Source organism: Streptomyces sp. NPDC086519, from assembly GCF_040686075.1.
Lineage (GTDB): Bacteria > Actinomycetota > Actinomycetes > Streptomycetales > Streptomycetaceae > Streptomyces > Streptomyces shenzhenensis.
Genome location: NZ_JBFBJL010000008.1, coordinates 199,034 through 217,241, shown reverse-complemented (window position 1 = coordinate 217,241; position 18,208 = coordinate 199,034). Strand labels below are relative to the sequence as shown.

15 protein-coding genes and 1 pseudogene are annotated in these 18,208 nt (G+C 73.3%); 5 read left to right on the top strand and 11 right to left on the bottom strand.

From position 1 onward, the window contains the following. The 3 genes and pseudogenes from AB0P24_RS11085 to AB0P24_RS11075 all read right to left on the bottom strand — a co-directional run. Positions 1-648: pseudogene (locus tag AB0P24_RS11085) on the bottom strand (Toxic cation resistance protein); the annotation flags it as partial. A gap of 257 nt (positions 649-905) precedes the next feature. After that, positions 906-2,861: an FUSC family protein gene (locus AB0P24_RS11080; RefSeq protein ID WP_365792452.1), complete on the bottom strand. Its 1,956-nt coding sequence runs from the start codon at positions 2,859-2,861 to the stop codon at positions 906-908. A gap of 89 nt (positions 2,862-2,950) precedes the next feature. Continuing rightward, positions 2,951-3,751 (bottom strand): alpha/beta hydrolase, encoded by an 801-nt coding sequence (locus AB0P24_RS11075; RefSeq protein WP_365792450.1) that lies wholly within the window; start codon positions 3,749-3,751, stop codon positions 2,951-2,953. A gap of 79 nt (positions 3,752-3,830) precedes the next feature. Between AB0P24_RS11075 and AB0P24_RS11070 the strand changes: the two genes are divergently transcribed. Then, positions 3,831-5,183, top strand: a complete 1,353-nt coding sequence (locus AB0P24_RS11070) for a PLP-dependent aminotransferase family protein (protein ID WP_365792449.1) — start codon at positions 3,831-3,833, stop codon at positions 5,181-5,183. Positions 5,184-5,202: 19 nt separating this feature from the next. Here AB0P24_RS11070 and AB0P24_RS11065 read toward each other — a convergent pair whose 3' ends face one another. Together AB0P24_RS11065 and AB0P24_RS11060 are read right to left on the bottom strand one after the other, a co-directional pair. Then, a complete protein-coding gene (locus tag AB0P24_RS11065) occupies positions 5,203-6,114 on the bottom strand; it encodes a hypothetical protein (protein ID WP_365792474.1) in 912 nt (303 codons plus the stop codon). 367 nt (positions 6,115-6,481) lie between these two features. After that, on the bottom strand, positions 6,482-6,922 hold the full coding sequence (locus AB0P24_RS11060; protein ID WP_365792447.1) for a hypothetical protein: 441 nt from the start codon (positions 6,920-6,922) through the stop codon (positions 6,482-6,484). A 122-nt stretch (positions 6,923-7,044) separates the two neighbouring features. Between AB0P24_RS11060 and AB0P24_RS11055 the strand changes: the two genes are divergently transcribed. Next, positions 7,045-8,166 (top strand): PP2C family protein-serine/threonine phosphatase, encoded by a 1,122-nt coding sequence (locus tag AB0P24_RS11055; RefSeq protein ID WP_365792445.1) that lies wholly within the window; start codon positions 7,045-7,047, stop codon positions 8,164-8,166. A 653-nt stretch (positions 8,167-8,819) separates the two neighbouring features. Continuing rightward, a complete protein-coding gene (locus AB0P24_RS11050) occupies positions 8,820-9,875 on the top strand; it encodes a hypothetical protein (protein WP_365792443.1) in 1,056 nt (351 codons plus the stop codon). Between the two features lie 41 nt (positions 9,876-9,916). Here AB0P24_RS11050 and AB0P24_RS11045 read toward each other — a convergent pair whose 3' ends face one another. Both AB0P24_RS11045 and AB0P24_RS11040 read right to left on the bottom strand, forming a co-directional pair. Beyond that, positions 9,917-10,681: an NPP1 family protein gene (locus AB0P24_RS11045; RefSeq protein ID WP_365792441.1), complete on the bottom strand. Its 765-nt coding sequence runs from the start codon at positions 10,679-10,681 to the stop codon at positions 9,917-9,919. A gap of 226 nt (positions 10,682-10,907) precedes the next feature. Next, the gene (locus AB0P24_RS11040) at positions 10,908-11,069 is read right to left on the bottom strand and encodes a hypothetical protein (protein WP_365792439.1); all 162 of its coding nucleotides are present in this window, start codon (positions 11,067-11,069) and stop codon (positions 10,908-10,910) included. 160 nt (positions 11,070-11,229) lie between these two features. Here AB0P24_RS11040 and AB0P24_RS11035 point away from each other — a divergent pair, with 160 nt between their 5' ends. Beyond that, entirely contained in the window at positions 11,230-12,573 is a 1,344-nt protein-coding gene (locus AB0P24_RS11035) for a helix-turn-helix transcriptional regulator (protein ID WP_365792437.1), read from the top strand. 145 nt (positions 12,574-12,718) lie between these two features. Here AB0P24_RS11035 and AB0P24_RS11030 read toward each other — a convergent pair whose 3' ends face one another. The 3 genes from AB0P24_RS11030 to AB0P24_RS11020 all read right to left on the bottom strand — a co-directional run bounded on the left by AB0P24_RS11030 (position 12,719) and on the right by AB0P24_RS11020 (position 16,262). Beyond that, positions 12,719-13,510 carry a hypothetical protein gene (locus AB0P24_RS11030; protein WP_365792435.1) on the bottom strand — a complete coding sequence of 264 codons (792 nt, stop codon included), beginning with the start codon at positions 13,508-13,510 and terminating at the stop codon, positions 12,719-12,721. A gap of 451 nt (positions 13,511-13,961) precedes the next feature. Further along, positions 13,962-15,167 carry an NAD(P)/FAD-dependent oxidoreductase gene (locus AB0P24_RS11025; protein ID WP_365792433.1) on the bottom strand — a complete coding sequence of 402 codons (1,206 nt, stop codon included), beginning with the start codon at positions 15,165-15,167 and terminating at the stop codon, positions 13,962-13,964. Positions 15,168-15,695: 528 nt separating this feature from the next. Then, a complete protein-coding gene (locus AB0P24_RS11020; RefSeq protein ID WP_365792431.1) occupies positions 15,696-16,262 on the bottom strand; it encodes a helix-turn-helix domain-containing protein in 567 nt (188 codons plus the stop codon). Between the two features lie 124 nt (positions 16,263-16,386). Between AB0P24_RS11020 and AB0P24_RS11015 the strand changes: the two genes are divergently transcribed. Further along, positions 16,387-17,502 carry a saccharopine dehydrogenase NADP-binding domain-containing protein gene (locus AB0P24_RS11015; protein WP_365792429.1) on the top strand — a complete coding sequence of 372 codons (1,116 nt, stop codon included), beginning with the start codon at positions 16,387-16,389 and terminating at the stop codon, positions 17,500-17,502. A 102-nt stretch (positions 17,503-17,604) separates the two neighbouring features. Here the strand turns inward: AB0P24_RS11015 and AB0P24_RS11010 are convergent, their stop codons facing one another. Next, complete coding sequence (locus tag AB0P24_RS11010; protein WP_365792427.1) at positions 17,605-18,177, bottom strand: TetR/AcrR family transcriptional regulator; 573 nt, start codon at positions 18,175-18,177, stop codon at positions 17,605-17,607. Between the last annotated feature and the right edge of the window lie 31 nt (positions 18,178-18,208).

Sequence of the window (18,208 nt, the reverse complement as noted above, 5' to 3'; positions counted from 1 at the left end):
ATTCTCGGCCTCGGCCTTAGCGGCTGGCTCGACCTCGGTCTCCGGTTCCGGCGTCGCCTCGGCCTCGGCCTTCGCGGCGGGCTCGACCTCGGTCTCCGGTTCCGGCGTCGCCTCGGCCTCGACCTCTGCGGCGGGCTCGACCTCGGCCTCGGCCTCCGGCTCCGGGGACGCCTCCTTCGCCTCTGCCGGCAGCTCCGGCTCGGCTTCCGCCACCGGCTCCACCTCGACCTCGACCTTGATCACCGGCGCAGCCTCGGCCACCGGCTCCGCGACCTCGGCCTCGGCCTCCGCGGCGGGCTCGACCTCGGCCTCAGCCGGCACCGGCTCAGCCTCAGTCTCGGTCTCGGCCTCAGCCGGCACCGGCTCGGCCTCAGCCGACGTGTCGGGCTCCGGCTTGAGCTCGACCTCCGGTTCGATCAGGCGCGTCGCCTGCTTCGGAACCGTGACGTTGTCGAAAGCGGCGGAGACCAGATCGTGTTCGTCAGTCGTTGCCGGCCGGGGCTCCGGGACCGCCGCCGGGGCTTCCGGTTCCGGTGTCGGCGCTTCCTGCTTCGACTGCGAAGGGAGCTGGTCTGCACCCTCTGCCTCGGCGGGGCGCGGCTTTCGCGACCGGCCGAATGCGTTCCGCAGGAGAGTGAGAATGCCCATGTGCGCAACCCTTCGCGTGAGTTGATACCCGTCAACCGCTGGCCAGGACGGACACGTAAGGTTAGCGGCCCCAGGTTGCGATCTTGGGGAGGGTCGATGACTCCTGTCGGGCGCAGGACGGTCGGATCCCAGCCCGTTCTCAAGTCCCCCTCGGCTTCGGTCGGTTCTTCTTCCGTTCGTGAGGCGGCCGTTCGCGTGCGCGCCCTCGATGTCACGCTCGCGCCAATATTTCGCAACGATGGAGTAAAGGTCGGCGGTCAGTGCGGGGAGGCGATCGCCCTGGCCGCCGCCACCTCCTGGCGCAGTGGTTCCAGGACGCTGTCCGGCGGGCCGGTGAGGTCCGTGCGGACCGCGACGAGGGTCTCCGAGCGGCGGACGCCCTCCGCCAGCTCGCGCAGTTGCAGGGTCACCTGATCGACCTCGGCCCGGTCGGGGGGCGGTGCCCCGTGCCGTACCCGGACCCGGGCGGCCGTCGTCGCGTCGACGATGCGTTCCACGGCGACGACCAGGGGCCACCAGGCGGCCGCCCGGCGGCCGGTGGGCGGGGGTTCGGTCAGCGCGCGCTGGAACTCGGTGCGGATGACGGACAGGTCGCGGTAGAGGCGGCGGCGCGTCCGGGCCCGGGCGGCGGGGTCCGCGCCCGCTCTGAAGGCCAGCTCGACGTAGGCCGCGGTGTCCGCCACCGCGTCGGCCAGCCGGTCGCCGACCCGGGTGCGCCAGCTCTCCGGCCACAGCAGGTAACCGGCGATCAGCGCGATCGCGCAGCCCATCAGGGAGTCGAGGAGGCGAGGGAGGAGCAGGGCCGTGCCCTGGTGGTTCAGTACGTCGGAGAGGAGCAGGATGACCGGGGTGATCGCCGCCGTCTGGAAGCCGTAGCCCCGGGGGGTCAGGGCGGGGACCAGCGGGGCCAGGACCGCCATCACCGGCACGTCCCACCAGCCGCGGGGTACGACGGTGAGGACCGTCGCCGCCACCACCAGGCCCGCCACCGTGCCCAGCGCGCGCAGCAGGGCGCGGGAGAAGACCGAGCCGAAGTCGGGCTTGAGGACGAAGGTGATGGTGAGGGCGACCCAGTAGGAGCGCGGGACCGGGACCAGGGAGACCAGGGCCTGGGCGATGCCGATGCACAGGGCGAGACGGATGCCGTAGCGCCAGGAGTTGGCGGTCAGGATCACGTTGCGGGCGGCCCGGGCGGTGCGGATGCCGAGGGCTGCGGGGCGGCCCAGGCGGTCGTCGATGCCCCGAGGGTCGACGTCGGGGGTGGTGGCGACCTCGGCCACGTGCCGCACGGCGTGGTCGACGGCGCGGCCGGTCTCGTTGACGGGCTCGGGCAGGTGCAGCCCTATCGGGCCGGTGTAGCCGGTCTCGATGGCACCGGCGATGTGCAGCACCGCCGCCGGGACCTCCGGCGGCAGCGGCTTTCCGGCGAGGCGGGCGAGCCGGACGGCCGGGGCGGCCTCCACCACCGGGGTGATCGCGTTCAACTGGGCCAGCATGCGGGTGAGTTCGCGGCTGCGGCCGCGGTACCGGGCGCGCCGGGCCAGGATCAGGTCGTATGCCTGGTTCAGCGACTGGGTGACGGTGTGCCGGGCGCGGTCGTACGCCTCGCCGTCGTCGGAGTCGCAGACGGACAGCAGGTCGGCGACCGTGCGGTAGGCGGCGGCGACCGCCGAGCGTTCCGGTACGCCCGAGCGCAGCGGCCAGGCCAGCAGGGCGAGGAGCAGGACCAGCAGGCCGCCGCCGGTCATCAGCACCGGCGTGAGCCACCAGGCGCCGGGCAGCGGCAGGCCCGCGCCGATCACGGAGTTCAGCAGGAGCAGGAGACCGGAGACGGAGGACACCGCGCCGATCGTCGAGATCATCCCGGAGAGCAGCGCGATGCCGGTGATGACGGCGACCGTGAGCCAGCCCTGGCCGTAGACCAGGGAGCCGACGGTGACGCCGACGGCGCCGAAGAGCTGCGGGACCGCGATGTTGAGGATCCGCATCCGGTAGGCGTCGGCGGTGTCGCCGATGACCCCGGACAGGGCGCCCATCGAGGCGAGCGCCCCGTACGCGGGCTGTCCGGCCGCGAGCCCGACGGCGAGCGGGAGGCTCATGGCGACGGCGGCGCGGGCGATGGCGGCCCAGTTGAGGGGGGCGGCCTGCTGGGGCCGGAGGTTCCTTACCAGCCAGTCGGGAGGGGTGAGGCCGATGGGAAGCTCGCGGGACATGTGCCCATTATCGAGGGAGCAGGGGCGGTGCCGACGGAGGGTGGGAGCCACGAGGGGGCGCGGTGGACCGCCGCGTCACCTGCCCGGGATCAGGAGGCTTCGTCCACCCGTGCCAGGAAGTCCCCCAGCACCCGGTTGAACTCCTGCGGGCGTTCCAGGTTGGGCAGGTGGGCGGCCTTGTCGATGACGTGCAGGGTGGAGTCGGGGAGGAGGGTGTGCATCGCCTCGGCGTCGGAGACGGGGGTGTACTCGTCGGCCGCGCCGACGACGACCAGGGCGGGGACCGCGACCCCGGTCAGCAGGGGACGGTAGTCGGGGCGTTCGGCACGGCCGCGGAGGGCTGCTGCCGCGCCCTCGGGGTTCGTGGCCGTCATCATGCGGTGGACGTGGGCCTTCACGTCGGGGTGGGCGTGCGGGGCGACCATCTTCTCCAGGACCTCGTCGGCGTAGCCGCGCATGCCGTCGCGGAGGAGGCGGTCGGCCATGGCGTTCCGGGTCCGTCCGCCCTCCGGGGTCTCGGGGTCGGGGAACGTGTCCGCCAGGACCAGGCCCCGGATCCGGGCGGGGCCGAGGCGGCCGTAGCACTCCATCGCGATCTGGCCGCCCATGGAGAGGCCGGCGAGAACGCAGGTCGTCACGCCCAGTGCGTCGAGGAGTTCCTCCAGGTCCGCCGCGAAGCGGGAGAGCGGGGTGATGCCCGGGGGGCTGCCCGGGGTGAGCGGGGAGGCGCCGTAGCCGCGCAGGTCGGGGACGACGACCCGGCGGGTAGGGGCGAAGGCCGTCCGCTGGGGGTGCCACATCGTGCGGTCGAAGGGATGGCCGTGGACGAGGAGGAGAGGCGTGAGGGGAGTGCGCGGGTCGCTGTCGTCGTAGGCGAGGCAGGGGGGCATGTGATCGACCCTAGGGATCCCCAACTCCTCGGTGCAATAGAATCTTTGCCCTCGGTGCAATGAGGGCGGAGGGGGGAGCGTGGACGACTTCCGGGGGATCGCGGACAGGATCGCGCTGGACATCGCGCGGGGGCGGCTGCGGGCCGGGCAACGGCTGCCGCCGCAGCGGGCGTTCGCGCGGCGGCACGGGATCGCCGCCTCGACCGCCGGGCGGGTGTACGCCGAACTGGTGCGGCGCGGGCTGGTGGTGGGCGAGGTCGGACGGGGCACCTTCGTACGGGCCGCGCGGGCCGCGCCGCAGGGGCAGGCGTTGGTCGAGGACGGTGCCGCGCGGGTCAATCTGGAACTCAACTACCCCTCCGTACCAGGGCAGTCGGAGCTGCTGGCCCCGGCTCTCGCTCCCCTGCTGCGGCCCGACGCGCTCACCGACGCCCTGCGGCCGGCCGCCGCCGACGGCACCCCGCACGCCCGGGAGGCCGCCGCCGCCCTGCTCGCCACCGGCGGCTGGCGGCCCGACCCCGGCCGCGTCCTCTTCACCGGCAACGCCCGGCAGGCCATCGCCGCCACCCTGGGGTCCCTGGTCCGGCCGGGCGGCCGGGTCGGGGTGGAGCCGCTGACGTATCCGCTGGTCAAGGAGATCGCGGGGCGGCTCGGCGTGACGCTCGTCCCGGTGCGTGCGGACGGGGAGGGGCCGGTCGTCGAGTCCGTCCTGGCCGTACACCGGTCCGCCCCGCTCTCCGCGCTCTACCTCCAGCCGACCCTGCACAACCCGACCTCGGTGACCGTCCCGGTCGAGCGCCGGATCCAACTGGCGCGTGCGGTCAGCGACTTGGGGCTGCCGGTCGTGGAGGACCGGATCTGGTCGTTTCTGCACGACGGCCCCGAACCGCCGCTCGCCGCCCTCGCGCCCAGGCTCGTCCATCTCGTCGACGGGCTCTCCAAGCGGGTCGCGCCCGGTCTCACCGCCGGGTTCGCCGTCGTACCGGAGGACCGGGTGGGGGCGGTGGCGGCCGCCGTGCGGTCCGGGGGGTGGAGCGCGGGGGCGTTCGCGCTGGAGGCGGCCGTGCGGTGGATCGGGGACGGGACCGTGGCGCGGCTCGTGGCGGCCAAGCGGGAGCAGGCGGCGCGGCGGCAGCGGCTGGCCCGCGAGGCGCTGGCGGGGTTCGCCGTACGGGCCGATCCGTCAGGGTATTTCGCCTGGTGGGAGCTGCCCGAGCCGTGGCGGGCCGACGGTTTCACGGCGGCCGCGGCCGACCTTGGGATCGCGGTCACGCCGGGTACCGCGTTCCGCGTCGACCCGAAGCGGACGCCGGACGCGGTACGGCTCGGGCTCGCGTCGGCGACGGAGCCGGAACTGGTGGGGGCGCTGCGGACGCTGGCCGGACTCGCGGCGGGAGGCGCGGCCGCGGGGCGGCGGCGAACGACAGGGTGACTTCCGGAGGAGCAGCCGGTCACCTGACTGTCATGTTCTCATCAGGGGTCTGCGGATCCGCCCTGACCGACGCGGAATCGGCGGTGCCGGGGGCCCGCGGCCGCGCCGCCCGCCGCCTGGACGGGCGCAGCCGGCCGCTGCTCCAGGCCGCCGCGGCCACCGTCAGGCCGAGCGCCAGGAGCAGCCAGGAGACCGTGCGCAGGGTGGACGTCAGGGCGTCGTAGACGGCGGCCGCGGCCGGGTGCGAGACGTCCGGCGGCAGGTCGTCCAGGGTGAGCCGGCGGCCGATGGCCAGGGCGAGTCCGAGCAGGGCGCCGCCCAGGGCCGTGCCCAGCGCGGTCGCCGTGACGGCGCGGCGGCGGCGGACGGCGAGGGCGATGCCGCCGACCGCGAAGACGACGGCCGCGACGGGCAGCCAGAAGCCGGCGACTTCGAGCACGTGGAACCCCTTCCGGAGCCGGTCCAGTTCGGCGGCCGGGAGTACGGCCACGGCCGTGTGCTGGACCGGGATACGGGCCGCGAGCGGCACATGGTCCTGGGTGAGCTGGTCCCTGACCTGGGCGGTGACCGGAGCGAGGTCGACGGTCACGGCCTCCTCGCGCTCACTCTGGAGCGCGCTCAGCACGGCGTCATGGGTGGCCCGGTTGCCGGCGTCCCAGGCCAGCCGGAACGCCCGGGTCTGGGTGAAGGAGCGGACCGCCTCGCGCACGAAGGGCGCCACCGTGCCGCGCATCGGCCGGCCGACGTCCACCTCGCGCATGATGCCGTCGCCGACGGTGTCCGCCACGGCGTCCCGGACATCCGGGTCGTCGGCCAGCGGTGCCATCGTGCTGACGTACTGTCCGGTGTCCACCAGCCCGTACGCCGCCCAGGCCGCGAGCGCGCCGAACGGCAGCAGCAGACAGGCCAGCGCGATCAGCAGGGCCGACAGGGCGCGCCGCAGACGTGCGGGCGGCGCGGGCCAGGGGGACCCTGGAGGCCCCGGGGGCACTGAGGGTACTGAGGACACGCCTCCAGGCAAGCCCCTGAAGGCCGGTCAGGCGAGCGGGGTGACTGCATTCGGGGCATCCCGGGCCCAGAGCCGGTCCGAACGGGTGGTACGGCGGCCCCGGAGCGCTCGAACCCTTGGGGCGCCGCGCTCCGGTGGAGGGCTGACCCGAACGGGTGTTTCCTGGTGGGGGAGCGTCGTCGGGCGCCCGCAGTGGCCCCGGCGACCGGTGAGGGGAAAAGGGGAAACAGGGGAACACGTGGGCCCCGGCCGTGGGGGCCGGGGCCCACGCGCACACGGCTCGGCGCCGCTACCGCAGGCGTCGTCCGGCCGCGTCCTCGTGCGTGTAGAACCGGTAGAACATCCAGATGAACGTCACCGCCGCGACCGCGACCGACATGCCGATGGACCGGATGACCGCCTCGCCGGTCTGGCTGTACAGGAAGCCGAAGGCGATGCCCATGAACGCCGTCCACACCAGCGCGTGCAGTTCTCGCGGCAGCCGGGGGGAATAGGTCAGCACGGCGAACAGCACCACCGCGAAGACGAACGCGGTCAGCAAGCCGAACAGCAGGTTCCAGCCGGTGATGGGACCGCCGCTGCGCCGGTTGGCCGCGGCCCAGTAGCCGTAGATCAGCCCGGTCGCGATCGGCATCGCCAGCCGGGCCCTGGCGTGCGCCTGCGCGCTGAACACGTCGGGCGTACGGCCGCTGCGGGGCATCCTGCCGGACGTGGGTGCCGCTTGAGCCATGAGCGTGCTCCTCTCTCCTCGCCCCCGCCTTCCAGAGCACACCTGCGGGTACCCCCTGGCAAGTCGGTCAGCACATCCCGTACGACATGCGATGCGTCCCCGCCCGTGTTTCCCTGGCTCTCGTGAGGGACCACCAGGCGCTGCGGCGGCGGCAGGAACTGCTGCGGGCCCGGGGGCGGAGCATCGCCTGGGTGGCGCCGCTGCTGCTGCTCGCCGGGATCACGGCGGTCGACCTCAACACCACGGAGCGGTTCCGGATCATCTCCTGGATCGTCCTGGTCCCCGGTATCGCGGCGGCGCTCTGCGGGGTGTGGACGACGGCGGTCTTCGCGGTGCTGTCGATGCTCGACTACATCGCCGTGGACGACGTCTTCCCCCACGAGTACCAGGCCGAACTGCCCGACTTCGTCCTGGTCGGCTGCGCGGGGCTGCTGGCCGTCCTCGCCTGCGTGGTCCGCAGGAACGGCGAACGGCGGATGCTGCACATGCGGGACATCGCCGAGACGACCCGGCGTACCGTGCTGCGGCCGCTGCCGCCGGGGTGGGCCGGGCTGGACCACGCGGCGGCGTATCTCGCCGCCGACACCGAGGCCCGGGTGGGCGGCGACTTCTACGACATCCAGCCGGGGCCGCACGGCACGCGGGTGCTGGTCGGGGACGTCCAGGGCAAGGGGCTGGGGGCGGTGGAGACGGCGGCGGCGCTGCTGGGGACGTTCCGGGAGGCGGGCTACCACGAACGGGACCTCGCGACGGTGGCCGACCGGCTGGAGACCCGGATGGTCCGGCACCGGAACCACACGGTGGCGCTGGGCCGAGGCGACGGCGACCGCTTCGCCACGGCGGTCCTGCTGGGGTTTCCGCGGGACACCCCGCACCTCGTGGAGCTGATCAACTTCGGCCACGAGCCGCCGCTGGCGGTGGGGCCGACGGGGGTACGAGCGCTGCCATCGGGCGGCGGACTGCCCCTCGGTATGGCCGACCTGACGACGGCGACCGGGCCGCCACCGACCCTCACCGCCGCCCTCGCCCCCGACGAGACCCTCCTCATCACCACGGACGGCGTGACCGAGGCCAGGAACGCGGACGGCGCGTTCTACGCCCTGCCCGAGGCAGCCGCCCAGGCCCCCGCCGTCGACCCCGCCCACCTCGTCGCCTACATCCGCGACGGCGTACTCCGCCACAGCCGCGGCCACCTGTCCGACGACACCACGATCTTCGCGATACGCCGCACCGAGACGCCGTGAGCGACACGGGCCGTGCCCCGTCAGGGGCGCGGGGAACTGCGCGCTCAGCCACGGCGCACGTGGCACTCCGCATCCGTCCGGCGGACCAACGGCGAGTACCGGCAGTTCGGCACCGCCGAGTGCCACTGTCGTGGCTGAGCACCGTCGCGGCGGCGAACAGGGGGCGGTGAGGAGAAGAGGCGGCGGTGCGGAGGCGGGTGGGGCGCGGTGCACTGCGGGCTTAGCCATGACGCACATGCCCCGTCAGCGGCACGGGCCGTGCCCCGTCAGGGGCGCGGGGAACTGCGCGCTCAGCCACGGCGCACGTGGCACTCCGCATCCGTCCGGCGGACCAACGGCGAGTACCGGCTGTTCGGCACCGCCGAGTGCCACTGTCGTGGCTGAGCACCGTCGCGGCGGCGAACAGGGGGCGGTGAGGAGAAGAGGCGGCGGTGCGGAGGCGGGTGGGGCGCGGGGGCCGGTGTGGGTGGTGCGGGCGTGGAAGGGCGGGGTGTCAAGGGGCTTGGGGGCGGGAGGGGTGGTCCTCAGGGGCGCCGGGGGTGGTCGTACCGGTTGTTACCCGGCCCAAACCTCCCTCGTGCGCCCCGCTTTGCAAGCGCAGCGGTTACCGTGCTGGGCGTAAGCGAAACCGGGGAACAAAGGGGGAGGGCCCGATGCCCGGAACCGTGCTGCTGCTCGCGGCCTCGCCGACCGGCAAAGGGCGTCTGGTGGACGCGGCCTCCGTGCTCCCCGTGCTCGCGGCCGTGCCCCCGGCGATACTCTCCGGCACCGAGACCGCCAACGTCGTCGAACTCGCCGACCCCCTGGAGCCGCAGGCCGTGCTGACGAGGCTGCGGGCCGCCGCGGCGGCGCCCGGTCCGCTGACCGTGTTCGTCACGGGCCAGCTTCAGCTGGACCGCAAGCAGCGGCTGCCGCATCTCGCGCTGGCCCGGACCACGCCCGCCACCGTCCGCTACACCGGCCTGCCCTGGCACTGGGTCCGGGAGGAGCTGCGGTTGCGGCCGGCCGGGGCGACGACGCTGGTGCTCGATCTGCACGCGGATCCGGAGACCTGGGAGCAGTTGCACACCGTGCCGCTCGACTCCGGGCGCAACAACGCCGTGCACGGGCGGATCGCGCCGCCGCCCGCCCGGCGGGAGGTCGGCTCACCGTCGTACATGAAGGCCGTGGCGACCGTGCTGAGGAGCGGGCACCGGCCGGCGATGGCGGAGCTGCACCGGCAGGTGCTCGCGCGGCTCGGGGCGGAGGTCGCCGCCGACATGCTGCTCAGCACGCACACCCCGGACAGCGGGGATCCCCACGACGCCATCAGCGCGGCCGCGCGGGACGGGCGGTACGCCGAGGCGGACGAACTCGCCGCCCGCTGGGAGGAGGCGGCCGCACGGGCGCACGGGCCGGCCTCCGAGGACGCCCTGCACTGGTCCGAGGTGCGGGCCGACCTCGCGATGTTCGCGGGGGACGCGGCGCGCAGCTGCCGTACCTGGCTGACCGTGGCACACGCCCGGCTGGCCGCGGGGCAGCCGACCGACGCACCGGCCGTCGAGGCGGCCGCGGACCGCGCCCACCACCAGTGGAGCGCTATCAAGGACACGGCGCGGGCCCGGGAACTCGGGCCCGCGCTCGCGGAGTTGAGACTGAGGGTGCCGGGCCGCCGGGAGGGCGCCCTGGAGAACGTCCAGCAACACCTGCGGCAGCTTCAGACGAACTAGACGTTCGGCCCGAGGCCCGAGGCCCGGACCCGGTACCCGGCTCAGGCGTACGGGTCGAACGTGATTGCGCTCGGCTTGGCCTTGTTGAGGTGATCGTCGAACTTGGCGTCCTGGAGCGGGAAGTTCGCGCTGCCCCAGTCGGAGGCGTTCAGGACGTCGCGGAGGTTGGACGCCATGTTGTCCCAGGTGAGCAGGTTCTCCTGGTGCCAGGCGGCGTCGTCGTTCTCCGGCGTCTCGCCCCACTTGGCGAACCGGAAGTCGTGGGTGCTCAGGCCGTCCTTGTGGTAGACGACCTGGACGCGCTGGCCGCTCATCGGCACGTCGGCGACGGCCTCGGTCTCGAAGTTGCCGTGCTGGGAGGCGGACAGGTACGACGGGTGGTCGGCGCCCTGCTCGACCCAGACGACGATGCACTCCCAGTCGTGGCGGTGGCCGATGCCCGGGGACGCCTCGTCCTTCTCGAAGTAGCTGGCGTAGATGATCCCGCACCAGCCGTTGTTGCACTTCGCCCGCGAGTAGGTGTTGGCGTGGTCGAGATGGCCGGAGCGGCACTGGCCGGTGACCGAACCGGTCGGCTTCAGACCGCCGTTGAGGTTGCCGTCGGGGTCGATGGCGGCCGCGGGGTAGCAGCTGTCCGTGTCGTAGTCGTACAGCGGCTCGAAGAACTTCTGGAACGTGGTCGCGTTCTCCGGCAGGTTCTGCAGGACGCCCGCGGAGGCGCTGAAGGGGAGGGCGAGGGTGAGCGCGGCGGCGCTGCCCACGACGGCGGCGGCTCGGCCGAGGCGGCGGGTCCTGGTTCGGGACATCGGGGGCTCCAGTCGACGGTCCGGGGGCCGTTGGTACGGTCCTTTTGCCCCGGACATGACATCAGGGTGCTCGGTCAAGAGTGGCAAGCGGAGAGCTCGATGGAAGTGCTTTCTGTCAAACGGGGGGCGGCGTTTCGCGGAATTGACCAGTGCGCGCTCGCAGCGCGAAACCCCCGGCGGGACAGGGGGAGGGTCCCGCCGGGGGTGATCTGGGGAGGGGTAGGCGCTAGTGGCCGGTGCTGTGCCGGGCGGTCGCCGTGGCGGGCGAGCCCGGGGAACTGTCCGTCGCCCGCGCCGGGCCGGCGTTGGCGGCTGTGATGAGCGCGGCCACGGCGATCACCGCCGCGACGAGACTGCGGGCGGTGGGGGTCCCCCCGATCGAGCGCATTCGAGACCGGGCTAGTGCGGTGGGGCGTGCGGATGTGCGTCCGAGCACGGCGACCTCGCAACAACAGGGGCGGGTTAAGCACGTTTAATTCGCGGTTTAACCTAGGGGTTGTCAGAGTGCAACGGCAAGGGGTTCAGGGGGAGTTGGGGGGAATGGCAGGATGCAGGAGCGGGACGATCCGGAGACCATAGGGCGGCGGGTGCAGCAACTGCGCACCGAACGCGGGCTGACCCAGCGGCAGTTGGCCGAACCGGCCTACACGCCCGCGTACATCTCCACGCTGGAGGCCGGGCGGGTACGGGCCTCCGACGAGGCGCTGCGGCACATCGCGGGCCGGCTCGGCGTCGGCTTCGAGGAGCTGGCCAGCGGGCGACCCGCCCACCTCGCCACCGACCTGAGGCTACGGCTCACCGAGGCCCAGCGCACCCTGGCCACCGGCGAGGCCGAGGCGGCCGCCGCCCAGTACGCGGCCCTGTTCGAGGAGGCGGAGGCGCACGGGCTCGCGGTCGAGCAGGCCACCGCGCTGCTCGGGATGGGCGAATGCGCCCTGGACACCGGTGAGCTGGGACAGGCCAGGGAGTACTTCGAGCGGGCCGAGCTGTGGACGGCCGAGGAGCCGCTGCCGGTGCGGGTACCGGCGATCCGCGGCCGGGCGGTCAGCCACTACCTCGCCGGTGAACTCCGGTACGCCGTCTACCTCCTTGAGTCCACGCTCGACGAACTGAACCGCGGCGGTCTGCACGACCCCGACGCGCTGCTGCTCCTGTACGCCTCCGCCATCGGCCCGTACATGGACATGGGCGCCCACGCCCGCGCCGCCCAGGCCGCCGAACTCGCCCTCGCGCTCGCCCCGCAGGCCGGCGACCCCGCGCTGATCGCCCGGATGCACCGCTCCGTCGCCCGCACCCTGCTCGCCGAGGGCCGGGTCGCCGAGGCCGACGCCTCCCTGGCCAAGGCCGCCGAGCTGTACCGCCAGCTCCAGCTCCGTACCGAACTCGCCAACTGCCACTGGATGCGCGGCTACGTCTACGCACAGAACGGTGAACTGGAGCGGGCGGAGCGGGAGTTGCGGGAGGCCCTCGCGATGCTGTCCGAGACCCGCGCCGCCCTGTACCGCAGCCAGGCGGCGGTCGAGCTGGCCGACGTACTGCACCGCCGCGGCAAGTCCGCCGAGGCCGCCGAGCTGCTGCACGACGTCCTCGGCGACTTCTCCTCGGAGCGCGGCGCGGTCCACTCGGCCGCCGCGCACCGGTTGCTCGGCATCATCGCCGAGGACGCCCGGGACACGGAGGCGGCGGAGGAGCACTACGTCCGCGCGCTGAGCCTGCTGGAACGGGCGGGTGCGGCCGGTGACCTGGCGGACCTGTGCCGCATGCTGGGCGACCTGCTGCGCCGGACCGGCCGGGTGGAGGCGGCACTGGACGCGTACCGCACCGGCCTCGGCCACCGTACGGCCCCGGGCACCACGACCCTGGGACCGGCACCGGCCCAGCCGCCGCTGTAGCGGACGCCGCGACACCGCGGCCGCCGGTCCTGGGACGCGACGCCGGACGCGACGCCGGCGAAGACGGTGGAGCAGCCGTCGGATCCCCGTCGGATCCCCGTCGGATCCCCGTCGGATCCGTACGGGACCCCTCGGGCCCCGGCCGTCAGGCCTGCGCGCGCCCCCGCTCCCTGACCTGGGCGAGGCGTTGGACGCCGATGCCGAGGGCCTGCTCGGTGGTGGTGTCGGGGAGGGTGCCGAGGGCGCCGGCGGTGAGGACGATCGCGTCGTCGCCGACCCGGACGACGGCGACGTCGAGGGTGAGGGTGGTGGGGTCGGCGGCGGCGGAGGGCTGTGCGGTGAGGGTGACCCGCAGGCCCTGCCGGGCGTCGCCGAAGTCCCGCAGTCCGGCGTCGGCGACCTGGACGGTCTCGGTGCCGGCCGCGGTCGTCTGCGCGGTGAACTGCGCGCAGGTGCGGGGCAGGGCGCGCAGCCAGGCGAGGGTCCGGTCGATGTCGGCGGAGCGGCTCGCGTCGACCTGGTAGCGGAGCTGGGCCGCGTCGTCGCCGTCGTCGAGGGCGGTGGCGGCCCGGGGGCCGGCCGGGGCGCCGAGCAGTTCGTCGGTGTACAGGGCCTCAAGGAGACGCTGGCAGTCGGGTTCTCCGGTGGCCGCCTTGAGCAGCCCGTCGTGCCAGGTGGCGGTGCCCTCGGTCGCCGTCCACGGCACGCCCAGGTCGCTTTCGCCGATCAGCGCGGCCTGTGCCTGCGCGACGGTGAGCGCCGGGGTGCCGGGTGAGGCGCCGGGACTGGCCGGGGCGGCCCGTCCGGCGGCGGTCGCGTCGGCGCCCGGGGCGGAGGCGGAGGCGGGAGCGCCGGCCTGCGGCGGGTCGGCGGCCGTACAGGCGCTGACGGCGGCGAGGAGGCCGGCCATGACAAGGCCGGAGGCGGTGACTCTCATGACGGGGCCTTCCCGGAAACCAGGAGCAGCGGAGCGCGTGCTCCCACGCCACCACCCCTCGCCCCCGCCCACCACCGCTGCCGGTCCGTCCGGGTGAGGACCGTGTCCGGCCGGGCGCCCCGCTCCTTCCGCACGCGGCCGGCGACGCGGTGTTCGGCCTCCCGTCCCCCTGGCCGGGGCGTTCCTGCCGACCCGGCGCCTGCACGGCACGGGCCGGACAGTTCGTCAACATGCCCTCAAGACCGGGACGGCCGTCGCGCGGGTACCGGCCGGCGAAGTCCTCGTCGTATGACGGAGACGGAGCGGCAGCGCACACCCGTGACAACTGCATCGGCCCGTGGAACAACCCCGGGGAGTCAAGCTGGGGCGTGTGGTGAAAGCGGCCAGTTCAGGTGTGCGTGGGCGGTGAGCTCGGGCGGTGCTTCTCGGTACCGCCCGAGCAATGCCGTGACTATTCGGGCAGCGGCAGGTGCCCGATCACCTTTTGCCCGACGACCGCGGACATGCGCAGGGCGTGGTAGGCGTACTCGCGCATGGCCTGCTCGTATCCGGCGATGCCGTCGAGGAGCGGCTTGTCGTCGGCGGCGACGGCGAGCAGTTGAGCACCCAAGGTGTGCGCGTCGCGCAGTGCGGTGTTGGCTCCGATGCCCAGGGCGGGGCTCATGGCGTGGACCGCGTCGCCCATGACGGTGATGTTGGACGGTTCCCAGGCGTCGACGGGTACGCAGCTGCGGCACTTGAGGGCCTGCACGGTGGCGGTGTCCCACAGCCGGACGGTGTCTACCAGGGCCGGGTGCCAGCCGGCGACCCGCTGCAGGGCGTGTGCCTTGAGCTTGTCGGGGCCGGCGGTGAACAGTTCGTCGTCGGGGAGCATCCGGTCGGGCAGGGAATTGAAGATGCTCAGGGCGTAGTCGGCGGTGGCCTCGCGCCGGAAGCCGGGGTCCTGCTCGGCGATCAGCGGTGATGTGGGGTCGGTGCGCTCCAGCGGGCCGAGGGTCAGCCCGGTGAAGTCGGCGTCATAGGCCAGGGAGAAGGCGTTGAACAGCTCTGCGGGCAGCTTGGCTTTCGCCTCGTCGGTGAGGTGGATCTTCGCGGCGATGTGCCGGGAGCCGAGGTCTGCGATCCGGACCTGAGGCAGGCGCTGTGCGCGCACGGCGGAGTTGATGCCGTCCGCGGCGATGAGCACGTCGCCCTCGACCGTGGCACCGTCCTCCAACAGCACGGTGACTGACGAGTCGGGGTTGGTGCGGTAGCCGGTGACCTTGGCACCGAAGTGCACGGCCTTCTCCAGGCCGAGGTAGAGGATGCGGCGCAGAGTCGAGCGGCACACCACCAGGTGCTCGGGGATGTCGGCGGGCACGCCGGTGCCCTCGGTGGCCGACCGGTCCCGGGCGGGGCGGAGGTGGAGCTGCTCGTCGAAGAGGAGCATGTCCTCGCTCGGCATGCCGCAGGTCGCCAGGAACAGCTCCCACAGGCGCGGTTCCAGCGCCGCGTGCAGCGCGGAGGTGCCGGTGGAGTTGATGTGGATCCGGTACCCGGCCTCGCGTGCCGCGATATCGGCGTCGCGTTCGTAGACGGCCACGTCCAGGCCGTGCCGGTTCAGGTAGTGGGCCAGTGTCAGCCCGGCGAGTCCGCTGCCGGCGATGACAATTCGCATTTCGGACACAGTACTCCCAGTGCAGAGTTCTTCTCGTACTCGGAGCACACCAGGACTCCCCTGAAGGGGAGGACGTTGACGCAGAACGGGAAACCGGTGACCTGCGGTCCGGACTACCAACCGGAAAGCAATTTCGTGTGCCTCGCAAGCGTACACCGAAAGTACGCCGCCAGGGCTTATCACCCCTGCCGGGTGTGGGAGTTCACTACCTGAGCGATATGGGAGGAGGTCTTTGTCGAATTACCGCATAAGGCCTTGACGTATTGCGGGACATCTGGTCGGTCAATCATGACTTGACCAATGCGGGTAATATGTGCTCGCATTCCACTCGATCGCTTTCACGTCCTTTTTCTGCGTCGGAAGGGCTGGCTGCCGAACGTCGGCCACGGCTGGGCCAGAGGAATTCTCCGGTGCCGTCGACTCCAACCCGCAAACGTGGCGACCGCGTGGTCATGAGTGTCCCCTCGGCTTCAGGCGGCCTGCCGAGGTTGGGACCGGGCGCGACAGATGGTTGGCCGGGCGCCCCGCTCACGTCCCGGCGAGGGCGGCCCGCAGTTCGTCGGTCACCGCGTCCAGGCAGCTGCCGAAACTCGCGTCCCCCTTGGCCCCGATCCAGCGCCGGAAGGCGTTGTCGCAGGCCACCGTGGCGAGCTGGGCGACCAGTCCGGCCGTCCCCGGGTCCACCTGGCGCTGTTGCAGAGCGTCGCGGATCGCCTCGGTGATCGCGGCCGCCTTGGTCCGTTCGCGCTCCAGCAGCTCCGGGCTGGCGTCGATCACCGCCCGGCGCTCCGTCGCGCCGTCCAGGTGCTCGACGAGCTGGGCACCGACGCGCGCCAGGGCGTCGAGGACGGCGGCGAGCGGAGCCGCGTCCGGGTCTGCCTCCAGGACCGCCTTCGCGAGCGCCGGGGGCAGGCGTTCCGACCCGGCGAACAGGACCTCGCGCTTGTCCGGGAAGTAGCGGAAGTAGGAGCGCCGGGTGAGTCCGGCCCGCTCGGCGATATGGGTCACCGTCACGTTGTCGTAGCCGCGCTCCAGGTAGAGCTCCAGAGCCGCCCGCTTCAGGCGCTCCTCGGCACCCGGATCCCATCTCGCCACAGCCCGACGGTAACAGGTGATGTCCCACCGTGTCATCAGTGCTAGCCTGCGGTCACGACACACTGTGTCATCACTGGGGGCACCCGTCCCCGGTGCGGCCCGGAGCAGGCAGGGTGACGTGCGCATGACCGAGACCGGCGAGACCGGCGGGACGACAGGCGAGAGCAGGGCGAACGACGAGGTGTGGGTGGTCGGGGCGACCGGCCGGGTGGGCCGGGGCGTGACCGCGCGACTGGCCGCGCGGGGGCTGACGGTCGTGCCGGTCGGCCGCAGCCGGGAGCGGATGGTCGCCGCCGGGACCGAAGCCGGTCTGCCCGGGGACGCGAAGGTGGTCGTCGCCGACTCGGCCGAGCGGATCGCGGCCGAGATCGCCCGGGGGCGCCCGCGGGTGGTGGTGAACACGATGGGCGCCTTCGCCGACACGGCACCGGTGATCGCCCGTGCCTGCATGCCCGGCGGCCACTACGTCGACCAGGCCAACGACGTGGTCGCCGTGGACCGGCTGCTCGCCCTGCACGACGAGGCGGTGCGGGCGGGCAGCACCCTGGTCACCGGCGCCGGATTCGGTGTGCTGGCGACGGAGGCGGTGGTGGCGAAGCTGTGCGAAGGGCGTCCCGTGCCGCACCGGGTGCGGGTCGACGCCGTGAGTTCGGTGGCCGTCGAGGCGGGCGTGGTCGGTGCCGCCCTTGCGGCCAGCATCGTGGACGCGCTCACCGCCGGCGGGCGGCGGTACGAGAACGGGCGGCTGGTGACCTCGCGCCTCGGCGCGGACCCGCAGCGACTCGCCTTCCCGGACGGGGAGTCCGCGACGTCGGCGGGTGTCGCGTCCGGCGAACTCCTCGCGGCGCACGCGGTGAGCGGGGCACCGTTCGTCACCGCCGCCTCCGCTCTCGTGCCGACCGGTGCGCTGATACGTGCCCTGCTTCCGCCGCTCGGCCGCCTGCTGTCCGTTCCGGCGCTGCGACGCCTCGCCGTCGACCGGCTCGGCCGGGCCCCGGTGAAGGCCGCACCCCGTCCGCGCGAGCACTCCTGGGGGCACGCGGTCGTCGAGTGGGCGGACGGCACCCGGCGCGAGGGATGGCTCCGCGCCGGCGACGGCATGGACTTCACGGCCGACGTCACCGCCACCGTCACCGAACTGCTGGCCCGCGGCGTCGGCAGGCCCGGCGCCTGGACGCCGGCAGCCGGCCTCGGGGCCGGCCTCGCGACGACCGCGGGCGGCACCTTCGTACTGGACTGACTGGACTGACTGGACTGACTGGACGTACTGGACTGACTGGATTGGACTGACCGGATTGGACTGAACCGCGCTCGGCCAGGCCCCGACGCCGGGCGGGGCGGGTCAGGAGAGGGCGGTCGCCGCCCGGTGGAGTTCGGTGAGGCGGTGCTGGGCCAGAGCCGGCAGGGGCTGGTCGTTCGCCGGGGCGATCCACTCGGTGAAGGCCGTGTGGAACGCGCGGACGCCGAGGTCGGCGGCGAGGCACGCGATCGGGTCGGGTACCCCGCGCTGGTGGAGGGCGTCGGTCAGGGCCGCGGCGAGGGCGAGTTCCTTGAACGCGGAGCGTTCCCGCAGTTCGGCGTGGCCGGCGACGACACTCCTCAGGCGGGGGCCGAACTCTCGCTGCTCGGGGGTGAAGGAGGAGGTCAGGGCGTCCAGGCCGGCCGCGACCGCTTCGAGCGGGGTCGCGGTGGCGGGGGCGCTCGCGACGCCCGCCGTCAGGAGGCGGGCGTGCTCCTCCTGGCCCGCGAACAGCACCTCGCGCTTGTCCGGGAAGTGCCGGAAGAACGTCGTCTTGGTCAGCCCGGCCCGTTCGGCGAGCTGGCTGACGGTGGTGTTGTCGTACCCCTGCTCGCCGAACAGGTCGATCGCGGCTTGCACGAGGCGCAGTCGCGCGTTGGGTTCCCATCGAGCCATGGGGACAGCCTAAGTGATGTGACTCGGTACC